We start from the raw sequence: 25,738 nt of genomic DNA, 5'->3' as shown, positions 1-25,738 counted from the left end.
CCCCAAAGAAAACTGCAGATTGCCAATTGGTGAATTAAGGTAAAATATTAACAATTAACTCATCCATATTTGGCACTTCTTCAATTAATCCATAGTCTTTTAACCATTTGGCTGTTTCTTCCCAAGACGATTTTTCTTGAGTTGCGAACCCAGATTCACTCTTCATTTTAGGTAATAAAATATTAATGCTTTCCGTTTCAACTTCTTTATTTAAAGGGAAATTCGCTTCATCCTGTTGGTCGAGGAGAATTTGTAATGCTTCTTCACTGTTCTTTTCCATAAAATCGAATCCTTTTCTAGCTGCACGCCAAAACGCTTCAATTTCTTTTTGTTCTTTTTCCCATGTTTTTTCACTCGTAACGGCGACTAATTCATAATAGCTTGGCACTCCATAATCTACTGGATTCATGTATCCAACATCATGACCTTCGCTTTTCAATTGCGGTACTTCATGGTTTACGTATGCCCCAACAACGGCATCAACCTTTTTGGATATTAATGATGAACCTAGTTCGAATTCAACGTTAACCATGTCTACGTTTTCATAGCTTCCTCCACTGTTTTCTACAATGGTTTTGATAATTGTTTCATTCAATGGAATTCCTGGATAACCAACTTTTTTTCCTTCTAATTCTAGTGGATTTTCAATCGGTTGATTTGCACGAAATACAACATGATTTAATGGTGAACGAACGACTGCTGCAACTGCTTTTACAGGTATCCCTTCATTTGCTACTGCTTGAATGACATCCGGTTGATAATACATTCCCATCGTTACTTTACCAGCTGCTGCAAGAGATAGTGGGTCTGTTGGGTTTGCCGGAAATTGAAATTCGACATCTAACCCTTCTTCTTCAAAATATCCTTTTTCTTTTGCAACGTATAAATAACTATGTACCGCATTTGGATACCAGTCTAACATCATTGTAATTTTATGATTTTTATTTTGCTCTTTCTCATTGCTACCTTCACTCTGACAAGCTGCGAGGATAAATACAAGCATCATACTTATAACGATACTTAACCGTTTTTTCATCATTAATTTTTTCTCCATTTCAAAAAAGATTTTTCTATAATTAAAACAACAATAAATAATGCAATACCGATGAACGATAAAATAACAATTGGTGCAAAAACACCTGCTCCATCAAATTGAGTCATCATTCTTCTACTAAAATACCCTAATCCTGATTGTGCTCCTAACCACTCACCAATTGCTGCTCCAATAACACTCATCGGTACCGCAACTTTTAATCCTGAAAAAAACGATGGTAAGGCAGAGGGGACTTCTAACTTAAAAAAAATTTGACTTTTTGTTAACCCAAATGTTTGAAGCAATTCTTTTAAGTCCTTCTCTGTAGAACGTAAACCATCAAACATGCCTATCGTAATCGGAAAGAAGGTTATCAAAATCGTCACAACAACCTTGCTCCAAATTGTATAACCAAACCATAGAACAAAAATAGGTGCTAACGCGATAATTGGAATCGTTTGAGAAGTAATCAGTAAAGGATAGAGAGATTGCTCTAAAACCTTTGAATAATGCATGGCTATAGCTATTGCAACCCCCAACACAAGAGAGATAGACAGGCCTATGCTAATAACTGCAAATGTAGCTGGAAGATGGGATTGCAATAATACGTCTTTCAACTCCCACAATTTGATAATAACCTGGGAGGGTGATGGGAGAATAAATGAAACATGAACAAGTCTTGCAACGACCTCCCAAACTACAAGTGTTGTGGAAAGTAATATGGCAGAATACATATATCTTTTCATTAGGTCACCTTCATTTTAAAATAATCGATTAGTTCATTTTTCAAATTAATCAATGAAGGCTCATCTAATTGTTGTCTGCTTCTCGGTCTTTTTAATGGAACATTGATTTCTTCAATCGTATGAATTGGTGTTTCACTAATGACAAAAACCTTGTCCGATAAAAATAATGCCTCTGAAATATCATGCGTAATAAAAACAATCGATGATTTAGTTTGATTCCATTGTTCTAACAGCCACTCCTGCATATACAGCTTTGTCATCGCATCAAGGGCTGAGAAGGGTTCATCCAATAGAAGTAAATCTGAACCAGTTAATATAGCACGTAAAAATGACGCACGCTGTCTCATCCCTCCTGATAGTTCATGGGGATATTTATTGTAAACATGCTCTAATCCGAAATCTTTTAATCTATTTAAAACTAATTGTTTATCGTATTTCTTATTTTTTCCTTCGAGTGGTAAAGCAACATTTTCCGCTATCTTTCGCCAAGGAATAAGTAAATCTTTTTGTGGCATATAGCCTACTTTACCTAGACGATTCGTTTCTTCATAACCATTTAGAAAAATAGAGCCTTCTGTTGGTTGTTCCAGTCCCACAAGTAGTCTAAATATAGTTGATTTACCTGTTCCACTTGCCCCAACAATACTGACAAACTCACCTTTATTTACTTGAAAATTTAACTTATTTAAAATATAGTGTGGCTGATCATAATAAAATGATACATCTTTAAACTGCAGTACATAATCATGCTTTTTATCCATACTCATAAAGTCTTTCATCCTTCTTGTTCAATTGATTTCCGCGTTCCCCTTTAACTTATGTTGATACCAAGATAAACCTCCATTTCTGTCACTTTTTCTTGGTGTTTGTCCATTCGTAAACAAAATGAATCATCGTTTTCGTAAAAGCAATAAGTTGATCGATGGAGCAAGATTCATTTACTGCATGAGCATTTTGAAAATCGCCTGGTCCATAAATGGCAGCTGGGATACCTGCGTCGCCAAACCATCCACCATCAGTAACGGAAGGAGATACATCAATCGTAGCTTCTTTTCCATGGTTCATTTGGTGAGAGGAGGACAATAATTGAACAGCTGGATGATTCGGATCAACTTCTAGTGAAGGGAAAATTTCGCCTTTGTCTTCAATCATCGAACTTCCTCCCCACACGAATGTCGGCGGATAGTGCCTTAGCCATGGATCCGACTTTGCAACAGAAAGTATATGTTCCTCAATCTCTCTAGATACCTCTTCATAAGTTTCATTAGGGTAGTAGTGAACAGTAATCCATAGTTTACATTCGTCAGCTATAAAAGCGGGCTGTCTTCCACCTTCAATAACAGCAGGGTTGATTGTATTTGTACCAGGTGGAAATCCTTCATATTGCTTAGTAACCGCCCAATGGCGCTCTAAATCTTGCAATCCTTCTATTATTTTCATCATTTTTTCAATGGCACTTGCTTGCAATAGTCCGCCACCTGCGTGAATCATATTTCGTCTCATAGCATCATGAAATGTTTTAGCACTTTTTATCGTAATCCAACCCGTGATTACCCCGCCTTGACCTTGTATATGTAAATCACTCGTATCAACAACAAGCGCAAAGTCGGCTTTATATCCTCGCTCACAACATTGAAGTGTACCAGCCTCTCCGACTTCTTCTCCGATGACAGATTGGAAAATGAGATCGCCCTTCACCTCAAATTTTGCCTCATGTAAAAGTTTTAATGCAAATAGGGCCCCTGCAATTCCTCCTTTCATATCAGCTACGCCCCTACCTATAATAGCCTCTTCAGTTACTATTGGATCAAAAGGATTCGTTAACCATTGTTCGTCATCTCGTATTTCAGCTACATCAACATGCCCATTAATAATTAAACTGCTATATAATTCAGGTTCCGTTCCTTTTTTCACCCCAACGACATTGGGGTCATCTGGATACACATCCCATATATCAATTTCAAAATTAAGATTTTTTAAATAATTTGCGATAAATTGTTGAATATTTTTTGTATTTCTTGCAGGTGGTGCGGGTGTTTCAAACTTTATAAGTGTAGTAACCAAATCAATCAATTCTTGTTTGCGATTTTCTACTTGAAGCATCAATCTCTCGATATTATTTGTCACAACATTCCCGCCTTTTTTGTAATAGAGAAACCACTTGCGAAAAGAAGTGGTCTGAAATCTATCAATTTATTTTCATGAACCGCTTCTTTCTACTAGGATGTACTAGTTTGTAAGTAGTAATACACCCTCTCTAGTGGTCAGATTCTATTTAATTATTCTTTTCCTGTCCATTCGATTATTATTTACACCAAATCAATATTAAATTTTTGCTAATTCTTTTACTGGCCACATTGAAATGTTTTCAGCCATATCCCAGAACATATATTCAAAGTAACTTGTTTTCACAAATATTTCTTCTAGTTTATTCAGTTCATCTTCTGGCTTTCCTTGTGCAATCTCATTGATTAAATCGATGCAATCTTCAGCAATTTTAGTAAACCCGTCAGAAGAATACATTTTAACCCAGTTTCCATAGAGTTCATGCTCTAAAGAATTTGGCCATTCAGCTAATTTTTTACCAATCCAATTGTAACTCCATGCACATGCTAATACTGCTGCAATCGTATTCTCTACTCCGCCTAACTGTGCTTGGCTAAGCATATAGCTTGTATACGCTGTCATTGTAGCAGATGGCTCTGTATTTTCTAATTCTTCGTTGGAAATCCCAAATTTCGCTGCATACTCACGGTGTAAATCCATTTCAAAATTCATTGTTCCATGCAATAAATTTGCAAAAATAGTCATTGTTTTTAAATCATTGGCTTTGGCACTCCCAATTGCGAAAACTCTAGAGTACTCTATTAAATACACATAGTCCTGCTTCATATAATGTATGAATTTTTCCTTATCAAGAGTCCCTTCCCCAATCCCCTTTACAAAAGGATGTTCTAAATAACTATTCCATACAGGCTGCACTTTTTTAAATAAACGATCAGAAAATGTCATTGAATTTACTCTCCTTTGTCATTACTAAAATATAATTGAGTAGGGGGAGCGATGAACTCCTTACCTCTCAAACTTACGTATGAATTTGTATACGGTGGTTCAATTAAACAGAAAGAGCTTTGTTTTGTTTGGCAAGCTCACCTAATCATACCTAGCCTTCTGTGAGATTTGTGTTCCTCAAATCTGTGTCTTGTCTTCAGAACTCTCTAGATTCAGCCCCTTTCTTTTTAGATAACCCTTATTTTTGTCATGGAAACTCGGAATTTGCACCTGAGAGTACATGTGTATACTAGGCACAAAAAACCCATTCCTGTAGTATAAGGAATGGGTTAATGTATATAACAAAATATATGCACATATTTCACCATTACTTCCCTACGCTAGTACGACCTAGATCAGGTTCAAAGGGTCAAGACTTGTCTCTCTCAGCAAAATTATGCTCCCCTAGTAATTTGAATATTTGATTGTATCTAGCTAATCATAGACATAATTGTTTGTCAAGTGGCCGCTTACAGTTACTTTCCTTTAAAACAAAATAAACAGCTCATTGTGATAAGGATTATTAATATAAAATAATCTCTAGATTAGTATTGAGAATATAATATTAATGCACCGTTCAACTAGCTTGTTATCTTTTGCTGCAACTTGTCAATATAGACATATAAAAAGTCGCTTAACACACAAAAGTTTCTAAATTCACGTAAATGCTTGTACTCCAATATATCACTAGTTAAACTAGTAATATAAAGTATAAAAGGATGGTGGCTTTAATGACGAATGAACAACCAATCGAACATGAGAATAACGAAACGATTAAAGCAGTAGAAACGCTTTTTGTCAATGAGTTTACGAATGGTGTATTAGATCCAAATAAGCCGATGCTTGGTCCGCTCCGAAATGGCGGGACAATTATTGCCAACACAGCACCTGGCTGCTGGGGACCAATGCTAACACCTGAAATACGAGGCGGGCATGAAGTAACAAAACCGGTATACATAGAGGGTGCTGAAGTTGGAGATGCACTTGTTATTAAAATTAAATCAATTCAAGTAACGTCCATTGCGACTGCATCTGGTACGGATGAAGCACTGCCAGACCGTTTCATAGGTGACCCATTTGTGAAAGTAAAATGCCCTGGCTGCGGCAAGCTACATCCACAAACGAAGGTTCAAGGAATCGGACCACAGGCAATTCGCTGTGCAATTTGTGATACAGCAACTGCGCCATTTGCTATCACAAATGGCTATACGATGGCTTTTCACCATAATGAACAATTAGGTGTGACAGTGGGCAAGGACGGTGCGCGAAAAATTGCGTTAGATGCTAATCATTATATGCGAATACCTGAAAACTCGAAGCAAAATCCTGTCGTAAGTTTAGCGCCTTCTGATTTAGTTGGCGTGTTAGCAAGAATGCGCCCATTTTTAGGGCAGTTAGGCACAGTGCCTTCAAAAGCGCTACCTGATTCACATAATGCGGGTGATTTTGGTGCGGCATTAATCGGTGCACCACATGAGTTTATTTTAACTGAGGAGGAATTAGTCTCACATAAAACCGATGGCCATATGGACATTAGCCGCGTACGTCAAGGAGCTACTATTATTTGCCCTGTAAAAGTGGAGGGTGGCGGTGTTTATATCGGTGATATGCATGCAATGCAGGGCGATGGTGAAATGGCGGGACATACGACAGATGTTGCCGGCATTGTACAATTACAAGTAAGCGTGCTAAAAAAGGTAGCTATCGACGGGCCAATTATTTTAGCGAATGAGGAGGATTTACCATATACTGCAAAGCCATTCACGAAAGAGGAAAAGCGCTTAGCACGAGAGCTAGCAGAGGAATATGGATTAAAGCAGCTAGAGGAGGCATTGCCTATTTCGGTTGTTGGAACGGGCGTCAATCTAAATATTGCAACGGATAATGCGGTGGAACGGGCAGCAGCCTTACTAGATTTATCTAGCGATGAGGTGAAAAATCGTATTACCTTAACAGGTGGCGTCGAAATTGGTCGACTACCGGGTGTGGTCACAGCAACATTCCAAGTACCGAAAACATTGCTAAAGCAAGCAAAAATATATAAGCCAGTAAAACAGCAGTATGATTAAGGATAGGGGGCTGTCCGAAAAGTGAATATCTTTTCGGACAGCCCCTGCTTCTACATTAACTATTTGCTAAAAATGTTTGTACCTGTCGCTTCGTTTTCAGCACAAAAAAACTGCTTCTGCAATGACCTGTCACAAAAGGGTCGTCCCAAAATGACTTTCTAGACGACCTCTTTCCTTTTGCAGAGATGCCGACAAAAAACTACAGCAACCTGTCATCACGTTTGATATAGTAGAAATAGAATGTTATTAAAAGGGGGGAGACGTATGCTGCAAATAGACGAGCAGCTGTATAGCATGACAGGGGGAAAAATAGGGGAGCCATTCATGCGTGCAATTGCAGGAATTTCGAATGAAACGTCTATTATTTGGGGCGAGCTCCTTCCACTAGAACAAATTTTAATCAGTGATGAGCAAGCACTCACTTTAGTAAAAGGCTACTGTATCGAGGATGTAGCCGCCTTTTCGGGAGTAGAGCAAGGTGTGACGAAGGTGCTGCAAGATTTAATGCTTGATAATCATGACGCACATATATTGCAGTATATGGCGCTTCATCAAACAGTTGAGGCGCAAGGTCTACTGCGATTTTTAACAGGGATTGATATGGTGCTTCCTATGCAGGAGATGAAGGTTTTAGCAGTTCATAAAGTTGAGAATAAATGGCTGATTCATCCAATATGGCAAGATAATCAATCTTTTTGGAGCACACTATATGCTAAAAAATTGTATAGCATATTTATGCAAGTCGACATTGAGAATATACAAAATCCAGCCTTACTCATTTTGGAGTTGCAAAAAGCACTCAACCAAGCAATGTCTAAAAATCGCGTGGCGACAATTGTCCATCAATTAATCAACCACATCACACAGCGCAGTGGGGCATCCTATGAATTAAAAACACTACATTTAAGTGATGTCATTATTCATTTTACAAGTGGCTCAAGACATTTTCGTAAGTTAAGGAAGCGTATAGCCCAGCTTGAAGCGGTATGGAAAGAGGGGGAGTGGGCTTTAACAGAAAAGGAAAGAACACTGCTTGCTTATATACTGCTTGAGGAGGCAGTAGCACGCAAGGATACAGAGCAAATTTTGGTACAGGGGCTTTTTTTAATCGAGGAGGAACGTTTAAACAATCATATTGTTGAATTGATGGTTGAATATAATGAGGTACTTAAAATTATTCCGCCACAGCCAGAAACAATTGTGAAGGCTTATAATAAAAATTGTGGGGAGTTTATTCTATATTATGTTATAGAGGCACTTGCGAAAACGAATCAGTTTAAACGAATAATTGCATTATTAAAAGATTATGAAATTGCATCCTGTATAGAAATTTATCAATATATAAATGGAGTGCAGGATGCGGATTTATTACATAAATTAGAGGCTGGTGTGCAAAGAGGCATCGCTCATATTGTCGATGGCTCTACGCAGCATATTCGCCAGTCTTTAACAAAGTGGCAGGAGGGCTATCAAATAAGAAGAGGACCATATGCTGAGATTGCTCTGATGACCTCAAAGCATGTATGTAATATTTTAAAGTCATTATGGGCAACAGAACAATTCGAGTTATTTGAGCGGTTAATAGAAATTTATCGAAAATATTTGTTTATACCGGCTCATTTTGAACAACTTCGAGCATTTGTTGCCGCAACAGTTCATTCAAATGACTTTTGATATGGCCCCAATTGGTACATTGCTCATTGGCTTGGAGCGGGGAATGAAGACATAGCGGCTTAGCTCCCCTTTATAACGAAGTTGCATATAAGGCAGCTTGCCCAAATCAGTCGGTTTCATAAAATATGGGCACAGCCCATCCAAAGGGAAACCAGCCTCTTTTAATAAAGTCGCTATAAATTGCGAGCAAAAGAAGGCCCATTCACGTTCTAGCTTAATGCGACAAGCTACACCGATTAAGCCAATGAAATTATAGCGGTACTTGTCCATATGCTGTTTAAAGTATTGAATTTTTTGCTGCAATATTCCGTATTGCTCGTCCGTTACATAGCATTCATAAATGGCACAATTGGCAGAGCGTAATAATTTAGAGTGAATATTTTCTTGAACAAAGCCACCGATAAAAGGATTGTTTTCAAACTTTCTACCAAAGCTATACATCTCAGTTAAATTGCGGTCAAATGCAATAGAGACATGATTGAAATTTTCTTGTGTATATAGTTGTATGGCGCGAGAAAGAATTGACCCAGTTTCTGTTAACACAATATAAATTACTTTACCCATGAAAATCACCTCAATATTACAATAACAGATAAAAATGAAGAAATAGTATAATTATTTATGAAAGAAGTCTTAATATTTAGTACGTTTAAAACGCAGAAAAGATTCATCATATGAAAGATTATTTTTTTGATGTCGAGAAGCTCTTCTAGTATTAGAAATTAACTAGGCTTTTTGTTTGTCCTTCATCGCCTTTTACGCTAACAAGTGAGAATGAAGTACTTCAAATTTTTAGAGTGACATTGAAACATCATACTGAAATAATTCTTTTATTTCAAGTTTTTCGTTGATAACTTTATATTAAAGAAAGTTTGAGTTTGGGATAACGACCTGTAAATGTATCTTTTACTAGGTCTTGAGGCTGAGAGGACTTAACATGCCCTTTCAGCCCGATGCTTTTCTCGGGCAAAAGCCTGCGCTTCTGCGGTTACTCGTTGCAGAAAACATTACTGAATCAAGATAGATTCTATGATACAATTTACTGATAAATACATAATAATTTGGGGTGAGCAATATGGATTTTTTAAAACAGCCGTTCCATTCGCAGCGCTATACACATTTTGCGCGTAAGGGAATGGTGGCAACATCACAGCCACTTGCAGCACAAGCGGGTTTAGAAATTTTGAAAAAAGGCGGCAATGCTGTAGATGCGGCGATTGCAACAGCGGCAGTGTTAACGGTTGTTGAGCCTACTTCCAATGGCATTGGAGGCGATGCCTTTGCAATTGTTTGGATGAACGGGGAAATACATGGCTTAAATGGTTCAGGACCAGCACCAAAATCCATTTCTATAGAGGCAGTTCGTGAGCGCGGCTTTGAAAAAATGCCTGTGTATGGCTTACTACCTATTACGGTTCCGGGTGTGCCGGCATCTTGGGCAGCATTATCAAAAAGATTCGGTAAGCTATCACTACTTGAAGCATTAACACCAGCAATCGAATATGCTGAAAAGGGCTTTCCTCTATCGCCAATTTTAGGAAGCTACTGGGAAAGAGCTTATACAAAATTTAAAGAATCTTGCACAGCAGCTGAATTTGAAGCATGGTTTACAACATTTGCACCAAAAGGACGTGCGCCGAAAATCGGTGAAATTTGGTCATCAGAGGGGCACGCAAATACTTTACGTTCTATTGGTGAAACGGATGCACGCAGCTTTTACGAGGGCGATTTAGCGCAGAAAATAGATGATTTCATGCAGGAGCATAACGGCTTCTTAACAAAGGAAGATTTAGCGAGCTATGAGCCAGAGTGGGTAAAGCCTGTTTCTGTAAACTATAGAGGCTATGATGTATGGGAAATTCCACCGAATGGTCATGGGATTGTTGCAACGATGGCACTCAATATTTATCAACAGCTTGAACAGCCTAAATGGAAAGATGCAGATACACTTCATGCACAAATTGAGGCGATGAAGGCTGCATTTACTGACGGCAAGGCATATATTACGGAGCAGGCAGATATGCCAGTAGCTGTAGATTATTTATTATCTGAAGAATATGCAAAATTAAAGGCAGCAGAAATTACAGAAAGCGCTGCTAGCCCTGAACCAACAAAAATACCATCTGGTGGCACAATTTATTTAGCGACAGCTGATGAGGATGGCAATATGGTATCCTATATCCAAAGTAACTATATGGGCTTTGGCTCTGGTGTAGTTGTACCAGGTACAGGCATAGCACTGCAAAATCGTGGACATGATTTTTCATTAGACCCACAAGCACCAAATGCATTGCGCGGTGGTAAACGCTCATATCATACAATTATTCCAGGCTTTTTAACAAAGGATGGTAAGGCGGTTGGTCCGTTTGGCGTAATGGGCGGCTATATGCAGCCACAGGGGCATATGCAGGTCGTATCACATACTGTAGATTTCAACTTAAATCCACAGGCAGCACTTGATATGCCGAGATGGCAATGGACAGGGGATAAAACGATATTAGTGGAGCCCCACTTCCCACAATATTTAATTGAAGAATTGAGACGAAAAGGGCATAATATTTCAATTAGCGAGTCTGGTAGTTTTGGTCGTGGACAAATTATATGGCGCGATGATGAAGGTGTACTAATGGGTGGCACAGAGTCGCGTACAGACGGGCATATTGCAGGCTATTAAAAAGGTTTTTTTTGGAGGGACTGTCCGAAAAAGTATACACTTTTCGGATAGCCCTCTGCTTCTACATTAAATATTTGCTAAAAATACTTGAACCTGCGATTACTCGTCTCAAAATGACTTTTCAGACGTCCCTTTACTGGGATAATGACCAATGAGAAAAATGTGCGCCATTTTTAAACACTAGCTTTCTAAAAAAGCTAAAAGCGCCTGCAACTTTCTATTTTGTTTAGCTAATTGTTGTAGAGCTTCTTCATCCCATGTATAAAAACCTTTGCCGCTCTTTACACCGAGCAAGCCTTGCTCAACCTTTTCTTTTAGTAGAGGTGAGGGAGTATCACCATTTTCTAAATCCTTATATAAATAGGTAGCAATATTTAAGTGGGTATCTAAACCATTCAAATCACGTTGTTTTAATGGGCCAGCAAGCACTAATCGAATGCCAAGAGCATATTGTACAACTTTATCAATATCCTCTGCTGAAGCAATATTGTGCTCTAATAATGATATTGCCTCACGTGCCATTGCATGTTGAATGCGATTGCCAATAAACCCTGGAACATCTTTCTCCACCATCACAGGCATTTTTTGCACACTTGCTAAGAGCTCGTAGACATATTCGCTTGCTTCATTAGATGTATAGGAACTTTTAATTACTTCTACAATAGGAATCACATTTGCAGGCATAAAGAAGTGCATTCCTAAAAATCTTTCTTTATGCTGCAAAGCTTCAGCCAATTTTGTTATAGGGATACCCGATGTATTTGAAACTAAAATGGTGTTAGCTGTCACATGCTGTTCAAGTAATTCAAAAATGCTGCTTTTTAACTCAGCTATTTCAGGAACGGCTTCAATAACAATGTTTGGCATACGATTGAAAAAAATACTATCTTGCAATGTTAATAATCCGCTTTGTTCGTATGCATCGAGCGCTTTCTTTGCGCGATTTAAGCTTTCTTGAAAATTATCGATTAAAGTGACGCTATGCTCTTGCTCAAGAAAAAGCTTGGCAATGTCTAGCCCCATCGTGCCTGCCCCAATAATAGCTATATGGTCTTTAGCATTCAAAAAATCCCCTCCATTCTTGCTACTGATTAAAGCAACACCTTTTTATAAATTTCTATAATATCCTCTTTACTAGCCTTGCGAGGGTTAAAGGGGAATGTTCCTCGGTCATCGAGAGCGTCTAGTGCTAGCTGCTCAATCATTTCATTAGTAAAAGCAATATTCAAATAGCGGAAGTTGGCTGGAATATTGAGTTCATTATTGAATTTATGAACTAAATTTTGCAATTGCTCGGCTGCGAAGTTATCACTTTTTACAATTAACGATGAATCAAACATTCTCGCAATATGCGCGAATTTTTTTATGTTCGCAATTTTATTGAAGCCTAAGACGTAAGGTAATATAATTGCGTTTGCTAAACCATGCGGAACATTATAATGCGCAGACATTGGATGCGAACAGGAGTGCACAATGCCGAGCTTCCCATAATTGAAGGCAAAGCCAGCTAACGTACTTGCTAGATGTATTTGAGCACGCGCCTCGACATTTGCGACGTTTGCATAGCTCGCAGGTAAATGCTCGATTAACATGCGAATTGCCTGTAAAGAGAAGGCCTCGGAAAGAGGGTTTGCCTCTAAAGAAACATAAGATTCAATAGCATGGACAAGCGCATCCATCCCAGTCGCAGCTACAATATGCTGTGGCAGGGAGTAAGTCAAGGCTGGGTCAATCATTGCATACTGTGGTTGAATGAATGGTGAAGCAACGACATATTTGCGTTTAGCAGCAGGGTCAGTAATTACGGCACTCGATGTTACTTCTGCCCCTGTACCTACCGTTGTAGGTAAAACGATAATTTTAGGACCTTGTTCTGTTAATATTTTTTGTCCGCGGCGATAGTCTAAAATATGACCAGGATTGGCAATTACTGCACTCACACATTTGGCAAAGTCAATTGCGCTACCCCCGCCTACAGCAATAATTGCTTGGCAATTTTCGCGTTCATAAAGTGCCTTACCTTTCATAACAGTTTCGGCATGCGGATTTGGTTCTACCTCTGCAAAGCATGTATAGTCAATTGAAGCGTCCTTTAAATGACATTGTATATTATCGATAATACCTGCTTTTAAAATACCTGCATCTGTCGCAATAAATACTTTTGAAAAACTTTCCTGCGTTAATAAAGAGCCAAGTTTTTGTTGAACACAATCAACTCCAAAAATTAGCTTTGTTGCGAGCAAGCTTTCGAATTGTAATTGTTGGATATTCATATAGCGACCTCCCTACAGCTAAATAGTTGTTGTAATTAATTTTTTATTTAAAAAGTCATGCAAGCTTCCGGGGCCACCTTCGCGTCCCATACCACTTTCCTTAATACCACCAAATGGTCCTTCTACAACAGTAACAGCAGTATCATTAATGCCGACCATCCCATACTCTAATTCCTCTGACACGCGAATGGAGCGAGCTAAATCCTTTGTAAACACATAAGCAGCTAAGCCGTAGTCAGTATTATTTGCGTGTGCAAGCACCTCTTCCTCTGATTCAAATGTGGCGATTGCAGCTACGGGACCAAATGTTTCCTCGTGGGCAATGGTCATATGATGATTAATATTAGCTAAAATTGTCGGTGCATAAAATGAGCCGTTTTCACAACCTTCAATAGTAGGAATAGTTCCACCTGTAATAAGTGTAGCCCCTTTATGAATAGCATCATTTACTTGAGCATGTACTTTTTCTACAGCTTGATGGTTAACGAGCGGCCCCATCTCCACTTCTGGTTGTAAACCATTTCCTATCTTTAATGCCTCAACTTTTTTCTTTAATAATTGGATAAATGGCTCGACAATCGTTTGCTGGACATAGATTCGGTTAGGGCAAATGCAAGTTTGTCCAGAATTATAAAATTTGATTTGAGCTACGTTTGTAGCCGCTTGCTCTAAATCAGCATCCTCAAAAATAATAAGTGGTGCATGCCCACCTAATTCCATAGACACTCGTTTTACTTGGTCGGCGGCTTGCTTTAATAGTAGCTTTCCTACTTTAGTTGAGCCTGTAAATGTAATTTTACGAATGCGTTTATCTGTTAGTAATGCTTTCCCAATTTTCTCCGCGTCTCCAAGTACTAAATTGACTACGCCCGCTGGAATTCCAGCTTGTTCTGCTAGCTGACATACTAGTACAGCACTTCCAGGGGTAGTTGGAGCAGGCTTTAATACAACTGTGCAACCAGCCGCGAGGGCAGGTGTAATTTTTCGAACTATCATAGATAATGGGAAGTTCCAAGGTGTAATGGCTGCAATAGGCCCAACAGGCTGATGAATGACCTCAATACGCTTATTTCTTGAAGGGGCCGGAATTGTTTCACCGTAAATTCTTCGTCCTTCTTCTGCATTCCAAAGGGCATAATCAATGGAGCGCGTTACTTCAATATCAGCCTCTTTTAATGGTTTACCAGATTCAACACTGACCGCTTGGCTTAATTGTTGGCGATTTTGTTCTAATAATTGAGCAAATTTGCGTAAAATATTTGCCCGTTCTCCAGCTGTTCTCGCTGACCAATCTTTAAAGGCATGCACACTAGCATCTATCGCCTTTTGTGCATCTCGCTCATCGCCCACCGCCACTTGACTAATAATTTTACCCGTTGCAGGGCTTATAATATTCTCGTAATTCCCAGAAACAGGCTCCATCCATTGACCATCAATATAAAGCATATACTTCTCCATTTCTTGCATACATCTGACCCCTTTATATTATATTTTGTACTAATATCGTACAACGTGTAATTATTTCGTACAATATTATTATTGAATTGTAATAGTAATTTGTCAATCGAAATTTCAGAAAACTCAAGATTGGATTTTAGTGAATAATCAATATAGAAGTAGGGGCTGTCCGAAAAAGTATAGCTTTTCGGACAGCCCCTTCGTGCTTTCTATTAATTCAAAGTATCGCAATGCACTAAGTGCTGCCAATTTTGCCTAGTAGGTTAAAAATTGAATGAAGTTATAATTGATTAGCGTTTCCTTGCTAATACACGTTTTGCTGCTTCGGCAACATGCGTAGGCAATAATTCGTATTTATTTAGTAAATCATCATTATCTGCCGATTCAGAGTTGCGGTCTTTCACACCTACAAATTCAATAGGAGTTGGCTCACTAGCTGCTAAAATTTCTGCTACGGCACTGCCTAAACCACCGTAGACGCTATGTTCCTCCGCTGTTACTATGGCTCCAGTGTTTACTGCCGCTTGAATAATAGCCTCTTTATCAATTGGCTTGATTGAAGGTAGATGTAAAACTGCTGCTGAAATCTTTTGCTCAGCTAAAATTTCTGCTGCTTCAACTGCGCGGCTCGTTTGTGTTCCTGTTGAAATAATCGTAAGGTCTGTGCCTTCGCGTAGTAGAACGCCTTTTCCTAGTTCAAACTTGTATTGATTATCAAAAATAATAGGGTAGTTGTCACGTGCTAAACGGATATATACAGGTCCATTATATTGATTTGCCCATTTAATCATTGCGGCTGTTTCCACTGCATCAGCAGGTGCTAAAACGGTCATATGAGCCAATGTTCTAAAAATCGCTATATCCTCTAATGCTTGGTGCGATTTTCCTGTTAAACCTGTCAATAAACCGCTATATGCACCAATCATTTTTACATCTAGATTTGGTTGAGCAATTTGGACTTGGATTTGGTCAATCGCACGTTTGGACATAAAGGCCGCAAATGTAGCAACCCATGGCTGTAAGCCTGTTGTCGCTAAACCAGCAGCAACGCTTAACATATTTTGTTCTGCGATACCCATCTGTAAAAATTTCTCTGGTAATTGTGTTGCGACAACATCTATTTTTGTAGATGTTGCTAAATCGCCATCTAATACATATACTCTTGAGTCAGTTTGTGATATTTCTAAAAGGGCCGTACTGAATGTATCTCGCATTGACATTTTTTTAAGTTCAGAAATTTTCATTTATAATCCTCCTACAGCGTTTAATTCATTTAATGCATTTGCTAATTCTTCATCTGATGGAACTTTTGAGTGCCATAAATAATTGCCTTCCATAAAGCTAATACCTTTTCCTTTTACCGTATCAGCAATAATTACTGTAGGCTTTTGCTTTGTCGCCTTTGCTTCTTCAAACGCTTGTAAAATATCAGTGTAAGAATGCCCGTCGATACGAATCACATGCCAGCCAAAAGCAAGCCATTTTTCTTCTAAAAGCTCATTAGGTGCAGAGCGTTCTGTGTCTGTACCCGCCCAGCCGTATTGTTGTAATTTATTATAATCAAGTATGATAACGAGATTATCTAACTGATATTTTGGTGCGATAAACGCAGCCTCCCATACTTGTCCCTCTTGGGATTCACCATCGCCAATCATGCAATATGTGCGGAAATTTTTGTTTTGTAGCTTTGCCCCTAAAGCCATACCGACCGCGGCTGAGATACCTTGTCCTAACGAGCCTGTAGACATTTCAATTCCTGGTAAGGCTTTCATATCAGGGTGTCCTTGTAATCTAGAGTTTAAAGAGTCAAAAGTGAATAGCTCTTCGTTTGGAAAGTAGCCTCTTTCAGCAAGCACAGCATATAAACCAATGGCAGAATGCCCCTTTGATAATACAAAGCGATCGCGTTCAGGGTCCTTCGGTTTCGCTGGGTCAATATTCATTTCGTTAAAATAAAGTGTTGTTAATAAATCAATTGCAGATAACGGCCCCCCAATATGACCAGCTCCCGCATGGTGTACAACTTTTAATAAATCCTTTCGTGCATTTGTAGCTTTTTCTTGTAATAAATTGATGACTGACATAAAATTCCTCCTTAATATAAAAAATGAGTAAGCGCTTAACCAATGTTGAAAATTATATATTCACCGTCGCATCAAGAAAGTAATCCTGAGCAGATGAAATATCTTCTCCTAAAAGTGGTAGTAAATAACTTGAAAATGGCTCCTTAATTGTATTCAGCGTTTGATCATACCACTGAATGGGGAAATGCTTTTCAATATCTATTACTTTTTTCAAAGAAACTGTGCCGTACACAGGAATATACTTAGCACTTTCCTGTCTAACTAGTGTAACCATAATATTGTTATTTCCTTTTTGTACAGCTTCCCATGCTTTCACACCTAAAGTGTATGCCTCCTCCACATCTACCATCGACAAGCAGCTAGTACAGCATCTTTGCCAAATGCTCGTATCTATATAGCGAGTTGAAACGCCGAGGCTTTGGTGAATTTGTTGCTTTAGCGTATAGGATACACCGCCTAATTTTGGTCTATTAAGTGCATCGAAAAGAACATTATCAGAAGCAATTAAGCTTTCGTTTTTATCGCGTATGCCTTCAGAAACAATAAGAAGTGTATGCCGATTATTATTTCTATTTCTTTCGATGCTTTCTAAGCATTGCTCCATGTTAAATGGAACTTCAGGTATATAGATGAGCTGCTGACAATTTGATTGTTGGCTTGCTGCCAATGAGCAGGCGGCTGCCAACCAGCCTGTATTGCGTCCCATTGTTTCTAATATAGTCACTTTTTTAGGAAGCTCATAGCTGTTAATATCAAATGTAATATCTCGTGTGCACGATATTAAAAACTTTGCTGCACTAGCATAGCCAGGTGAGTGGTCAATTGAATCTAAATCATTATCAATTGATTTAGGAATACCGATTGTATATAAATCATAATTGCTTTGACGAGCATATGTGCTAATCTGATGTGCTACATGCATTGAACCATTGCCACCAATATAAAAAAAGTAGCGAACATTTAAAGCTTTGAGTGTGTCGATAATTTGTTTTAAATGTTGTTCATTTACTTTTAAACGACATGTTCCAAGCAACGCACCCGGAGTGTATTTTATTTTATCAAGCTGTTGCTCCGAGAGCATGTCTAAGCGCACAAATGTATTGCTTAATAAGCCCTGCAATCCACCTTTAGCGCCGTAGACAGGCATGTCAGATTGCTTCCATATAGTCTTTATGAGCCCTGCCAGTGAGCTGTTAATAACCGCTGTTGGACCACCTGATTGAACAATCATAGCAGTACCAGTAATCATAATTTTCGCCTCCTTGCATTTAAGTTAAGCGCTTAACCTAATTTTACGTAATTATAAAATGAATTTTTAGAATTTTCAACTACAAAATTATATTTTTTACAGTTTCTCTTTCAATAATTTCTGTTTTCAATGTAATTGTTTGATGGGACGCATCTCCATTTATTGCATTCATAAGAAGCTGAACTGCCTCGCTAGCAATTTCACGTTGCGGCTGTGCAACGGTCGTTAGGGCAGGTTCAACAATTTGTGCAAAGATGCTATTATCAAAGCCGATTATTGAAACATCCTCAGGCACGCTTAAATTAAACGTTTTGCAAGCTTTAATCGCTCCAGTCGCCATTAAATCATTACAGGCAAAGATGGCTGTTGGTTTTGTAGGAAAATCCTTCATAATTTGTTGTAAGCTATTGAAGCCGTCTTGGATTGACGATTCCTTTGCGTAATAGTGCTCATTCATAGGCGTTAATCCATTTGCACGCATCGCATCTGCATAGCCACGATAGCGTTCACGGTTACTCCAAATATCACGCGCAATAATAGCTATTTGCTGGTGTCCTCGCTCGATTAAATAAGAGGCAGCGCTAAAGCCAGCATCGTAGTCATTAATGGATACAAGGTTTAATGCTTTACCAGGTGCATTTCGGGCAACAAGTACAATTGGAATCTCCATTTCTTGTATTTTTTTAATTGATTCAAAATTTTCAAACCCCGATGCTAAAATAAATCCATCAACGTTTTTTTGTAATAGCAAGGATACGTACATTTCCTCTTTTTCTGTAATATAGTCAGTGCTGCAAATAACAACGTTATAATTATAGCTACTAGCCATATCCTCAATATATCTCGCTAATTCGGAGAAGAAGGGGTTTGCTAAATCAGGCAAAATAAAACCAATCGTGCACGTTTTTTTGCCCATAAGTGCAGAAGCAATTAAATTAGGCTTGTAATCTAATTCTTTAATAACGTCATTCACTTTTTTGCGTGTTTTATCCCCAATTCGCCCTGTGTTGTTAATCACTTTTGACACGGTAGCGATTGAAACATTGGCTGCTTTCGCGACATCATAAATATTTACCTTCATAACTGTAAACCTCATTTCGTTTAATATTGATTCAGTAGGTATCCAAACACAATTCAAAATTTTGATGCAATTACGTGCTTCGTTGTTACGTAATTAATTGTTTTATTGTGGAAAATAACCCTCGAGTAGGAATTCATTTACTAAATATAATATATAATATAAAAAAAATAAAAGTAGTATCTTTTGAGTTAGAATAACATGATTTTTTTCTTTAGCAATAGCTTTTATTCGCCCTACACGCTAAAGGATTTTAGTTCTGAATTTTTGGAAAACGAAAAAAATTGGATTATTTTTGATTAAATTTAATATTGACTTTTTTTATAAGCACTCCATATAATCGTATGTAAACCTTTACATCGAATATTAAAGGAGTGAAAATGATGAGTAAAAAAGAATTTTTAATTATTAACGGTGAGCAAATTGATACAAAAGAGCAAATTGAAGTAATAAACCCAGCGACGAATAAAGTGATTGGTACAGTACCAAAAGGCGGTGGCGAGGAAGCGAAGCTGGCAGCTAATGCGGCGCATGATGCGCTTGATTCTTGGTCGAAATTAACTGCTGAAGAGCGCTCGATTTTATTGCAAAAATGGTATCAGCTTATTGATGAAAATAAGGAACTGATTGGACAAATAATGACTGAAGAGCAAGGAAAACCATTAGCAGAGGCGATAGGTGAAGTGAACTATGCTAATAGTTTTATTTCTTGGTATGCGGAAGAGGGCAAGCGCATTTATGGACATACCGTTCCTTCGTCAAGTTTGGTTAAGCGCTTACTCGTTGTCAAACAGCCTGTAGGGGTTGTTGCTGCAATTACGCCGTGGAACTTTCCGGCAGCTATGATTACGCGCAAAGTAGGCCCAGCTTTAGCGGCTGGCTGTACGGCTGTTATCAAGCCAGCCTCACAAACACCATTCACTGCAATTAAGTTAATACAATTAGCGCATGAAGCCGGGATACCAAAAGGTGTGTTAAATGTTGTGACGGGAAATGCAGGCGCAATTGTAAAAGAGTGGATGGATGATAGCCGTATTCGTAAAATAACATTTACTGGCTCTACTGAAATCGGAAAAGAATTAATGGCACAGGCTGCTAAAACAGTGAAAAAGATTTCATTGGAGCTTGGTGGACACGCACCATTTATTATTACTAAAAATGCTAATTTAAAATTAGCGGCTGAGCATTTAATTAAATCTAAATTCCGCAATGCTGGGCAAACATGTGTATGTGCAAATCGTATTTATGTACATAAAGATGTTGAGCAAGAATTTGCAAGCATCTTTGTAGAAGAAGTGAAGAAGTTAAAAATAGGAAATGGTCTTGAAGAAGGGGTAGTTATTGGCCCATTAATTGACCAGCATGCTGTAAGTAAAGTAAAGGCACAACTAAAAGATGCTGTTGATAAAGGTGCAGTAATATTAACTGGTGGTGAAGAAGTAGCAGATAGCCCAGGGTATTTCCTAGAGCCAACTGTTATTTCCAATGTTTCAGATGAAATGGAATGTATGTATGAGGAAACATTTGGTCCATTAGCACCTATTACAACATTTGAAACAGTCGAAGAAGTGTTACAAAGAGCAAATAATACACCGTTTGGTCTTGCAGCATACGTATTTTCTGAAAAAATTTCAGAAGCAGTACGCATTTCAGAGGGTTTGGAATACGGTATCGTCGGCTTAAATGATGGGCTGCCATCTGTAGCGCAAGCACCGTTTGGTGGATTTAAAGAAAGTGGTTTAGGCAGAGAAGGCGGGCTATGGGGTATTGAGGAGTTTTTAGAAGTTAAATATATTTCTGTAGGCATTGAATAAGGGGGATTTGTGAATGCAGGCACTTTTAAAAATGAAAGGCGGCGTAGGCAATATCGAGGTCGGGACAGTAGAAGAACCTACTTGCAACGATAATGAAGTAAAAATTGAAATTGCTTATACAGGTATTTGCGGAACGGATTTGCATATTTACCATGATACATTTAAAAGCTACCCACCCGTTATACTTGGGCATGAATGTTCAGGGATAGTCGTTGAAGCAGGGAAGGATGTTCAAAACTTAAAGGCTGGCGACCGTGTAACAGTTCTTGGTTCAACAGAGCGTACTTGTGGCAAATGTATTCACTGTAAAACAGGTTTTTATATGTTTTGTGAAACGCGTCGAGGAATGGGGCATGGTGTAAATGGTAGCTTTACAAAATATCTTAGCATCAAGGAAGAAGCAGTTTATAAATTGCCCCAGCATGTATCACTACAAGAAGGCGCTTTAGCAGAGCCATTAGCTTGTGCAGTGCAAGCTATAGAAGAATTAACTGATATTAAAAGTGGAGATGTTGTTCTTCTATCAGGACCAGGACCCATTGGATTAATTTGCCTATCGTTATTAGCCATCAAAGGATGTAAAGTGTTAGTAAGCGGTACAGATGTTGATGCGCAGCGTTTAGAAATTGCTAAAGAGCTTGGTGCTGCACGTGTCATTAATGTACAGCAAGAAAATTTAGCGAATATTGTGGCTGAGGAAACGAACAATCAAGGTGTCGATATTACGATTGATTGTACGGGAGCTCCAATGGCGATTAGTAGCTGTTTAGAGCAAGTGAAAAAGCGTGGACAGCATATTCAAGTAGGGATTGTTGGGAAAGCGTTTAACCTGGATTTTGATATTATTTTATACAAACAATTACAAGTATATGGGTCATTAGCACACTCAATAACAACTTGGGATAGAGTAATGAAAATTTATGATCAAAATCAAATTAACCTAAAGCCTATTATTACGCATGTGATGAACTTAAATGATTGGCAAAAAGCATTCCAATTATGTGAGGAAAAACAATGCGGCAAGGTACTTATTCAATATGATGAATCGACAAATTTGGAGTGATAAATTGTGAGCATAGTGGACCGAAGTCAAAAGATGCAGGTTGCAAGTTTAGTTGGACTTTCACAGGTAGTTGTAGATTATGACACAATACCGGATGTGCTACCAAATGAAGTGTTAGTTAAAGTAGAGGCTGTTGGAATTTGTGGTTCTGATATTCATTATTATCAGCACGGTCATATAGGGGCTAGAAAAGTGCAATACCCCCATATTCAAGGACATGAATTTGCTGGAACAGTCGTTGAGGTTGGTGAACAAGTGACAAATTTTGCAGTTGGTGATCGAGTAACAGTCGAACCTGGCGTTCCGTGCCGCATGTGTGAAAAGTGTAGAAGCGGAAAATACAATCTATGTGACCAAGTGGTGTTTTTATCCACGCCACCACATAAAGGGGCATTGCGTCAATACATTAGTCATCCCGAAGATTTTGTCTTCCCAATTCCTGATGAGCTAACATTTGAAGAGGCTACATTAGCTGAGCCTTTATCAGTGGCCATCCATGCTTTGAAAAGAGCCAATTTACGACCGGGAATGCGCATTTTAATTACTGGAATGGGACCAGTCGGCTTAATGTGTGTTTGTGCAGCAAGCTTTTATAATGCTAGTGAAATCGTTGTGACGGATATGGTTAAGCATAAGCTACAAGTTGCTACGGAACTAGGCGCAACAAGCACGATTGAAATTCCGTTGGAAACAATTCCGGAAGATTATTTTGATATTGTCATCGAAACATCCGGAGCAAGGCCTGCTCTTCAAAGTGGTATTCGTGCATTGAAAAAAGGCGGAAAACTGGTAAGCATAGGCTTTCCTAAAGATGCTGAAGTGCCAATTGATTTAACAATGATGCTACAGCGAGAGTTGGATTTAATTACAGTTTATCGATATGCAAATACGTTCCCATTAGCAATTAGCATATTGAAGGAATTAAAAGAGGTTGTCGGGACGGTCATTACATCTACTTTTGAATTGGAGCATATTGATGAAGCAATGAAGAAGGCAACGGAAACACACCTAGACTCTATAAAAGTCATTGTTTATCCGAATAAAAGTGGGAAGAAGCAAAATACTGAATAGGAGGTTATGAATTAATGAAGGTTTACCGAATTGCAACAATACCCGGTGATGGTATAGGAAAAGAGGTTGTACCAGAAGCGATGCGTGTATTAGATACATTAGCTGCGCAAGATGGTAGTTTCAAATTTGAATGGGATATTTTTCCTTGGGGATGTGATTATTACTTAAAGCACGGCGAGATGATGCCTGAAAATGGATTAGAAATATTAAAAAAATATGATCAAATTTTCTTAGGAGCTGTAGGCTTACCAGAATTAGTGCCAGACCATATTTCATTATGGGGCTTGTTAATTAAAATTCGAAGAGGCTTGAAGCAGCAAATTAATATTCGTCCAGCAAAATTATTAGAGGGCTTAGAATCGCCACTAAAAAACCCAGGAAATTTTGATATTGTAGTTGTTCGTGAAAATTCTGAGGGTGAATATTCAGATAGCGGTGGTCGCATGCATTCAGGAAGCGATGAAATTGCCATTCAAAATGCAGTATTTACACGTAAAGGCACGGAGCGAGCGATTACTTATGCTTGTGAATTAGCGACAAAGCGCTCACAGAAAATAACGAGTGTTACAAAATCAAATGGTTTATCGCATAGCATGCCATTTTGGGATGATGTTTTTCATGATGTAGTAGCGAAGTATGATGATTTACAACATAGTAGCGCACATATCGATGCAATGGCTGCCTATATGATTATGAAGCCATCAGAGTATGACGTTGTTGTAGCTTCGAATTTATTTGGTGATATTTTAACTGATATTGGTGGAGCAATTATGGGGAGCATCGGTATTGCCCCTGCCGCAAACTTGAATGTTGAAAGGGAGTATCCATCCATGTTTGAGCCTGTGCATGGTTCTGCACCTGATATCGCTGGTTTAGGTGTAGCCAACCCATTAGGGCAAATTTGGACAGGTAAATTGATGTTAGATTTTCTTGGCTACGAGGAGCTAGGTGAAAAACTCCTATCAGCTATCGAATATACATTGAAGTCAAATATTAAAACGAAGGATTTAAAGGGCTCTGCCACAACAAAAGAGGTAACAGATGCTCTAATTGCTTACTTAGGGGAATCTTAATTTTTAGCTTCTTTCAATAGAAGTCTGCGGCATATGTCACAGGGCGTAGCGGTTTTAGGTTAACTTCCACCAAAAAGCTTGAAAAATCTGGACGAGAGTTGACCGAGGCGTAATTAATACAAGAAAAAATATTGACAAAAGAAAGAATATTAGAAATAATGATTGTACGATATAAAATAAGTTGTACGATATACGTACTAAAGTGTTTGGAGCAACTATATTTATATTGAAGCAAAAAGTTAGAAATGTATTCAATCGATGTAAAAAAACAGTAGATAAAGGGGTTATCGTATGAAGAAAATAGCAATGGTTATGATGTCGGCTCTATTAATGGTTATTCTAGCTGCCTGTGGCTCTGATAAAGGTGCCAACAGTACAGGAGATTCAGGAAAGCAGGTTGTACTTGATTTAAGTATTCCAGAACCAGAAGATGCGAAATTTGGTTTAACTGCACAAAAATTTAAAGAAGAAGTTGAGAAATTAACAGATAATCAAGTGACAGTAAAGATTCATGCAAATAATTCTTTAGGTGGAGAGCGTGAAGTATTTGAGTTAATGGGAATGGGTTCAGCTGATATGGCAATCCAATCAGTAGGTCCTGTAGGAAACTGGGTAAAAGAATTTAACGTACTAGATTTACCGTTTCTTTTTGACAACCGCGAGCATGTATATAGTGTACTAGATGGTGAAATTGGACAAGAGTTAAGTGAAAAGTTTGAGGCAGAGGCAAACGTTAAAACATTAGGCTGGTTGGAAAATGGCTTCGTTTCGACAACATCTAACAATGCGATTAATACTGTTGAAGATGTTAAGAAAATGAAAATTCGCGTTCAGGAAAATGAAATTCAAATTGATACTTGGAAGGCATTTGGCGCAGAGCCAACACCAATGGCTTGGACAGAAGTATTCACAGGCTTACAGCAAGGGGTTATTGATGGACATTCGAACTCCTTAGCAACAGTAAAATCTTCAAAGATTTTTGAGGTGCAAGATTATGTTGCTGAGCTAGGGGATCGCTTCAGTGCTGCAACGATTTCTATTAGTACAAAAACATTTAATGGCTTAACATCAGAACAGCAAGAAGCAGTAGTAGAGGCTGGTAAAATAGCCGCTGAATTCGGACGTCAAGCTAACCAAGATAAAATTGATGAGGCGCGTGCATTCCTATTAGAGCAAGGTAATCAAATTACAGAACCAGACAAGGAATCATTTAAAGCAACTGTGGGACCTGTCTATGAAAAATGGGCTCCTAAGCTAGGGGAAGCATTAATTGAAAAAATCCAAAATACAACTTATTAAGTATTGCTAGTTGCATTCTTATTGTGGAT

At 38.4% G+C, this 25,738-nt stretch carries 21 protein-coding genes and 1 riboswitch; of the genes, 8 read left to right on the top strand and 13 right to left on the bottom strand.

What is annotated here, in order from left to right:
- Nucleotides 1–34: 34 nt before the first annotated feature.
- From MHH70_RS10195 to tenA, 5 genes are all read right to left on the bottom strand, one after another.
- Nucleotides 35–1,036 (bottom strand): ABC transporter substrate-binding protein, encoded by a 1,002-nt coding sequence (locus MHH70_RS10195; RefSeq protein WP_342473191.1) that lies wholly within the window; start codon nucleotides 1,034–1,036, stop codon nucleotides 35–37.
- 2 nt (nucleotides 1,037–1,038) lie between these two features.
- The gene (locus MHH70_RS10190; protein WP_342471436.1) at nucleotides 1,039–1,779 is read right to left on the bottom strand and encodes an ABC transporter permease; all 741 of its coding nucleotides are present in this window, start codon (nucleotides 1,777–1,779) and stop codon (nucleotides 1,039–1,041) included.
- Nucleotides 1,779–2,540, bottom strand: coding sequence for an ABC transporter ATP-binding protein (locus MHH70_RS10185; protein WP_066170777.1), 762 nt, complete (start codon nucleotides 2,538–2,540; stop codon nucleotides 1,779–1,781). The genes MHH70_RS10190 and MHH70_RS10185 overlap by 1 nt, the downstream gene beginning before the upstream one ends.
- A gap of 88 nt (nucleotides 2,541–2,628) precedes the next feature.
- Nucleotides 2,629–3,906 carry an acetylornithine deacetylase gene (locus MHH70_RS10180; RefSeq protein WP_342471435.1) on the bottom strand — a complete coding sequence of 426 codons (1,278 nt, stop codon included), beginning with the start codon at nucleotides 3,904–3,906 and terminating at the stop codon, nucleotides 2,629–2,631.
- A gap of 198 nt (nucleotides 3,907–4,104) precedes the next feature.
- On the bottom strand, nucleotides 4,105–4,791 hold the full coding sequence (gene tenA, locus MHH70_RS10175; protein WP_066170579.1) for a thiaminase II: 687 nt from the start codon (nucleotides 4,789–4,791) through the stop codon (nucleotides 4,105–4,107).
- A gap of 355 nt (nucleotides 4,792–5,146) precedes the next feature.
- Nucleotides 5,147–5,247, bottom strand: a riboswitch (TPP riboswitch).
- 314 nt (nucleotides 5,248–5,561) lie between these two features.
- Here tenA and MHH70_RS10170 point away from each other — a divergent pair.
- Together MHH70_RS10170 and MHH70_RS10165 are read left to right on the top strand one after the other, a co-directional pair.
- Entirely contained in the window at nucleotides 5,562–6,899 is a 1,338-nt protein-coding gene (locus tag MHH70_RS10170; RefSeq protein ID WP_107941804.1) for an acetamidase/formamidase family protein, read from the top strand.
- A 264-nt stretch (nucleotides 6,900–7,163) separates the two neighbouring features.
- On the top strand, nucleotides 7,164–8,573 hold the full coding sequence (locus MHH70_RS10165) for a hypothetical protein (RefSeq protein ID WP_342471434.1): 1,410 nt from the start codon (nucleotides 7,164–7,166) through the stop codon (nucleotides 8,571–8,573).
- Here MHH70_RS10165 and MHH70_RS10160 read toward each other — a convergent pair.
- Nucleotides 8,559–9,137 carry a hypothetical protein gene (locus tag MHH70_RS10160; protein WP_066170571.1) on the bottom strand — a complete coding sequence of 193 codons (579 nt, stop codon included), beginning with the start codon at nucleotides 9,135–9,137 and terminating at the stop codon, nucleotides 8,559–8,561. The genes MHH70_RS10165 and MHH70_RS10160 overlap by 15 nt on opposite strands.
- Nucleotides 9,138–9,648: 511 nt before the next feature.
- On the opposite strand from MHH70_RS10160, the gene MHH70_RS10155 reads away from it, so the two are divergent.
- Nucleotides 9,649–11,247 carry a gamma-glutamyltransferase family protein gene (locus MHH70_RS10155; protein WP_107941808.1) on the top strand — a complete coding sequence of 533 codons (1,599 nt, stop codon included), beginning with the start codon at nucleotides 9,649–9,651 and terminating at the stop codon, nucleotides 11,245–11,247.
- Between the two features lie 180 nt (nucleotides 11,248–11,427).
- Here the strand turns inward: MHH70_RS10155 and MHH70_RS10150 are convergent, their stop codons facing one another.
- The 7 genes from MHH70_RS10150 to MHH70_RS10120 form a co-directional block, all read right to left on the bottom strand.
- Complete coding sequence (locus MHH70_RS10150) at nucleotides 11,428–12,312, bottom strand: 3-hydroxyacyl-CoA dehydrogenase NAD-binding domain-containing protein (protein WP_201261876.1); 885 nt, start codon at nucleotides 12,310–12,312, stop codon at nucleotides 11,428–11,430.
- A gap of 26 nt (nucleotides 12,313–12,338) precedes the next feature.
- Nucleotides 12,339–13,520: an iron-containing alcohol dehydrogenase family protein gene (locus tag MHH70_RS10145; RefSeq protein WP_107941810.1), complete on the bottom strand. Its 1,182-nt coding sequence runs from the start codon at nucleotides 13,518–13,520 to the stop codon at nucleotides 12,339–12,341.
- 18 nt (nucleotides 13,521–13,538) lie between these two features.
- Nucleotides 13,539–14,987, bottom strand: a complete 1,449-nt coding sequence (locus MHH70_RS10140; RefSeq protein WP_342471433.1) for an NAD-dependent succinate-semialdehyde dehydrogenase — start codon at nucleotides 14,985–14,987, stop codon at nucleotides 13,539–13,541.
- 281 nt (nucleotides 14,988–15,268) lie between these two features.
- Nucleotides 15,269–16,222: a transketolase C-terminal domain-containing protein gene (locus MHH70_RS10135; protein WP_342471432.1), complete on the bottom strand. Its 954-nt coding sequence runs from the start codon at nucleotides 16,220–16,222 to the stop codon at nucleotides 15,269–15,271.
- Nucleotides 16,223–17,062: a transketolase gene (locus MHH70_RS10130; protein ID WP_107941814.1), complete on the bottom strand. Its 840-nt coding sequence runs from the start codon at nucleotides 17,060–17,062 to the stop codon at nucleotides 16,223–16,225. It abuts the gene before it with no gap.
- 52 nt (nucleotides 17,063–17,114) lie between these two features.
- Nucleotides 17,115–18,311 (bottom strand): diphosphate--fructose-6-phosphate 1-phosphotransferase, encoded by a 1,197-nt coding sequence (locus MHH70_RS10125; protein WP_342471431.1) that lies wholly within the window; start codon nucleotides 18,309–18,311, stop codon nucleotides 17,115–17,117.
- Nucleotides 18,312–18,390: 79 nt separating this feature from the next.
- Nucleotides 18,391–19,392, bottom strand: a complete 1,002-nt coding sequence (locus MHH70_RS10120) for a LacI family DNA-binding transcriptional regulator (protein WP_342471430.1) — start codon at nucleotides 19,390–19,392, stop codon at nucleotides 18,391–18,393.
- A gap of 377 nt (nucleotides 19,393–19,769) precedes the next feature.
- On the opposite strand from MHH70_RS10120, the gene MHH70_RS10115 reads away from it, so the two are divergent.
- The 5 genes from MHH70_RS10115 to dctP all read left to right on the top strand — a co-directional run bounded on the left by MHH70_RS10115 (nucleotide 19,770) and on the right by dctP (nucleotide 25,709).
- Nucleotides 19,770–21,203 carry an NAD-dependent succinate-semialdehyde dehydrogenase gene (locus tag MHH70_RS10115; protein ID WP_342471429.1) on the top strand — a complete coding sequence of 478 codons (1,434 nt, stop codon included), beginning with the start codon at nucleotides 19,770–19,772 and terminating at the stop codon, nucleotides 21,201–21,203.
- 13 nt (nucleotides 21,204–21,216) lie between these two features.
- Entirely contained in the window at nucleotides 21,217–22,266 is a 1,050-nt protein-coding gene (locus tag MHH70_RS10110) for an alcohol dehydrogenase catalytic domain-containing protein (protein WP_342471428.1), read from the top strand.
- Between the two features lie 6 nt (nucleotides 22,267–22,272).
- The gene (locus MHH70_RS10105; RefSeq protein ID WP_107941824.1) at nucleotides 22,273–23,337 is read left to right on the top strand and encodes an NAD(P)-dependent alcohol dehydrogenase; all 1,065 of its coding nucleotides are present in this window, start codon (nucleotides 22,273–22,275) and stop codon (nucleotides 23,335–23,337) included.
- A gap of 14 nt (nucleotides 23,338–23,351) precedes the next feature.
- Complete coding sequence (locus tag MHH70_RS10100; RefSeq protein ID WP_342471427.1) at nucleotides 23,352–24,410, top strand: tartrate dehydrogenase; 1,059 nt, start codon at nucleotides 23,352–23,354, stop codon at nucleotides 24,408–24,410.
- A gap of 291 nt (nucleotides 24,411–24,701) precedes the next feature.
- On the top strand, nucleotides 24,702–25,709 hold the full coding sequence (dctP, locus tag MHH70_RS10095) for a TRAP transporter substrate-binding protein DctP (protein WP_107941828.1): 1,008 nt from the start codon (nucleotides 24,702–24,704) through the stop codon (nucleotides 25,707–25,709).
- Nucleotides 25,710–25,738: the final 29 nt, after the last annotated feature.

The organism is Metasolibacillus sp. FSL H7-0170 (assembly GCF_038593115.1).
GTDB classification, from domain to species: Bacteria; Bacillota; Bacilli; order Bacillales_A; family Planococcaceae; genus Metasolibacillus; species Metasolibacillus fluoroglycofenilyticus.
This window is presented reverse-complemented; position numbering and strand designations above follow the sequence as displayed.

Excerpts from the sequence above, each read along its gene's own strand:
- MHH70_RS10195 (WP_342473191.1), bottom strand. The coding sequence starts at position 1,036 with ATGAAAAAACGGTTAAGTATCGTTATAAGTATGATGCTTGTATTTATC.
- MHH70_RS10190 (WP_342471436.1), bottom strand. The coding sequence starts at position 1,779 with ATGAAAAGATATATGTATTCTGCCATATTACTTTCCACAACACTTGTA.
- MHH70_RS10185 (WP_066170777.1), bottom strand. The coding sequence starts at position 2,540 with ATGGATAAAAAGCATGATTATGTACTGCAGTTTAAAGATGTATCATTT.
- tenA (WP_066170579.1), bottom strand. The coding sequence starts at position 4,791 with ATGACATTTTCTGATCGTTTATTTAAAAAAGTGCAGCCTGTATGGAAT.
- MHH70_RS10170 (WP_107941804.1), top strand. The coding sequence starts at position 5,562 with ATGACGAATGAACAACCAATCGAACATGAGAATAACGAAACGATTAAA.
- MHH70_RS10165 (WP_342471434.1), top strand. The coding sequence starts at position 7,164 with ATGCTGCAAATAGACGAGCAGCTGTATAGCATGACAGGGGGAAAAATA.
- MHH70_RS10160 (WP_066170571.1), bottom strand. The coding sequence starts at position 9,137 with ATGGGTAAAGTAATTTATATTGTGTTAACAGAAACTGGGTCAATTCTT.
- MHH70_RS10155 (WP_107941808.1), top strand. The coding sequence starts at position 9,649 with ATGGATTTTTTAAAACAGCCGTTCCATTCGCAGCGCTATACACATTTT.
- MHH70_RS10145 (WP_107941810.1), bottom strand. The coding sequence starts at position 13,520 with ATGAATATCCAACAATTACAATTCGAAAGCTTGCTCGCAACAAAGCTA.
- MHH70_RS10140 (WP_342471433.1), bottom strand. The coding sequence starts at position 14,987 with ATGCAAGAAATGGAGAAGTATATGCTTTATATTGATGGTCAATGGATG.
- MHH70_RS10135 (WP_342471432.1), bottom strand. The coding sequence starts at position 16,222 with ATGAAAATTTCTGAACTTAAAAAAATGTCAATGCGAGATACATTCAGT.
- MHH70_RS10130 (WP_107941814.1), bottom strand. The coding sequence starts at position 17,062 with ATGTCAGTCATCAATTTATTACAAGAAAAAGCTACAAATGCACGAAAG.
- MHH70_RS10125 (WP_342471431.1), bottom strand. The coding sequence starts at position 18,311 with ATGATTACTGGTACTGCTATGATTGTTCAATCAGGTGGTCCAACAGCG.
- MHH70_RS10120 (WP_342471430.1), bottom strand. The coding sequence starts at position 19,392 with ATGAAGGTAAATATTTATGATGTCGCGAAAGCAGCCAATGTTTCAATC.
- MHH70_RS10115 (WP_342471429.1), top strand. The coding sequence starts at position 19,770 with ATGATGAGTAAAAAAGAATTTTTAATTATTAACGGTGAGCAAATTGAT.
- MHH70_RS10110 (WP_342471428.1), top strand. The coding sequence starts at position 21,217 with ATGCAGGCACTTTTAAAAATGAAAGGCGGCGTAGGCAATATCGAGGTC.
- MHH70_RS10100 (WP_342471427.1), top strand. The coding sequence starts at position 23,352 with ATGAAGGTTTACCGAATTGCAACAATACCCGGTGATGGTATAGGAAAA.
- dctP (WP_107941828.1), top strand. The coding sequence starts at position 24,702 with ATGAAGAAAATAGCAATGGTTATGATGTCGGCTCTATTAATGGTTATT.